This is a genomic window from Escherichia sp. S10b (assembly GCF_028421345.1).
In the GTDB taxonomy this organism is placed as follows: Bacteria; Pseudomonadota; Gammaproteobacteria; order Enterobacterales; family Enterobacteriaceae; genus ECMA0423.
The window spans coordinates 1-1,608 of the sequence record NZ_JAHZSO010000063.1 but is presented as its reverse complement, the minus strand read 5'-3'; the positions used below and the strand labels follow the sequence as shown (position 1 = coordinate 1,608).

Annotated in this window: 4 protein-coding genes; all 4 read left to right on the top strand. The window is 54.3% G+C overall.

Going from position 1 to position 1,608, the window contains the following annotated elements:
• A partial coding sequence (locus FTE26_RS05990; RefSeq protein ID WP_000112285.1) for a hypothetical protein occupies nucleotides 1-190 on the top strand: 190 nt, incomplete at its 5' end.
• 11 nt (nucleotides 191-201) lie between these two features.
• Nucleotides 202-780 (top strand): phage tail protein, encoded by a 579-nt coding sequence (locus tag FTE26_RS05985; RefSeq protein ID WP_000677108.1) that lies wholly within the window; start codon nucleotides 202-204, stop codon nucleotides 778-780.
• Nucleotides 777-1,178, top strand: a complete 402-nt coding sequence (locus FTE26_RS05980) for a phage minor tail U family protein (protein ID WP_001079398.1) — start codon at nucleotides 777-779, stop codon at nucleotides 1,176-1,178. The genes FTE26_RS05985 and FTE26_RS05980 overlap by 4 nt, the downstream gene beginning before the upstream one ends.
• A gap of 11 nt (nucleotides 1,179-1,189) precedes the next feature.
• On the top strand, nucleotides 1,190-1,608 hold a 419-nt coding region (locus FTE26_RS05975), incomplete at its 3' end, for a phage tail tube protein (protein WP_213082016.1).

The following is a 1,608-nucleotide window of genomic DNA, read 5'->3' as shown; positions in this document are numbered from 1 at the left end:
CGATATGACTGTGATCCCGGGAGAAACACTGGCAGAGCTGAATGCTCTGTCCGGACCTGCGGTCTCTCTGGTGGTGTTTTCTTCGGGATACCGCCCACGGCGCGGGGATCGCGTTGTTTATGACGGACAACAATGGACGGTCACACGGCATGAACGTTTTAACGGTAAGCCAATGATCTTTATTGAGTAAAGAGGTGTGGGATGAAGGGGCTTGAGAATGCCATCCGTAATCTGAACAGCCTTGATACCCGTATGGTGCCACAGGCCAGCGCATGGGCGATAAACCGTGTGGCACAGAAAGCGGTCTCGGTCGCCACCCGGCAGGTTGCCGGGAATACCGTTGCGGGAGATAACCAGGTGAAAGGGATCCCCCTGAAACTGGTACGTCAGCGTGTCCGGGTGTTTAAAGCCAGTCCGTCAGGAAAAATGACGGCCAGGATCCGCGTTAACCGGGGCAATCTGCCCGCTATTAAGCTGGGGACAGCCCGGGTCAGACTGGCCCGGCGTGGTGGAAAACTGCAGTACCGTGGCAGTGTGCTGAAGGTGGGTAAATATCTTTTCCGGGATGCGTTTATTCAGCAACTGGCGAATGGTCGCTGGCATGTGATGCGGCGTATTGATGGCAAAAATCGTTACCCCATTGATGTGGTGAAAGTCCCGCTGTCCGGACCGCTGACACAGGCATTTGAAGATGCCCGCGACCGCATTATTGCTGCGGAAATGCCGAAACAGCTGGGGTATGCACTGAAACAACAACTGAGGTTATGGCTGACCCGATGAACCGACATACACAAATCCGCCAGGCCGTACTGGCACGCCTTCGGGAACAGTGTGGAGACAGCGCCACGTTTTTTGACGGGCTTCCGGCATTTATTGATGCGCAGGAACTGCCTGCCGTGGCGGTGTGGCTGAGTGATGCTCAGTACACCGGAAAAATGACGGATGAAGATGACTGGCAGGCTGTTCTGCATATTGCTGTCTTCATCCGGGCACAGGCACCGGATTCAGAGCTGGATATGTGGATGGAGAGCACCATTTTCCCGGCTCTGAATGATATACCGGCACTTTCCGGACTCATCGACACCCTGATCCCTCTCGGTTTTAACTATCAACGTGATAATGAGATGGCCACCTGGGCGATGGCGGAAATCACGTACCAGATCACGTACACGAATTAAAGGAGGTGGCAATGACCACACCAAATCCACTGGCAAAAACGAAAGGTGCGGGAACGACGTTCTGGATGTACACCGGCAAGGGCGATGCGTTTGCGAACCCTTTATCGGACACTGACTGGCTGCGTCTTGCGATGGTGAAGGATCTGCAACCTGGCGAAATGACCGCTGATGCAGAAGATGACACTTATCTCGATGATGAAGATGCAGACTGGAAAACGACAACCCAGGGGCAGAAATCCGTCGGTGATACTTCGGCGACGCTGGCCTGGCGTCCGGGTGACAGCGGGCAGAAAAAACTGGTTCAGTTGTTCGACTCCGGTGAAGTCTGCGCGTTTCGTATCAAATATCCCAACGGCACTGTTGATGTTTTCCGTGGCTGGCTGAGCTCACTGGGTAAAACCATTGCCTCAAAAGACGTGATGACCCGCAC

What these genes read in the sequence shown, in the direction of transcription:
- FTE26_RS05985 (WP_000677108.1), top strand. Translation starts at nt 202, where the DNA reads ATGAAGGGGCTTGAGAATGCCATCCGTAATCTGAACAGCCTTGATACC.
- FTE26_RS05980 (WP_001079398.1), top strand. Translation starts at nt 777, where the DNA reads ATGAACCGACATACACAAATCCGCCAGGCCGTACTGGCACGCCTTCGG.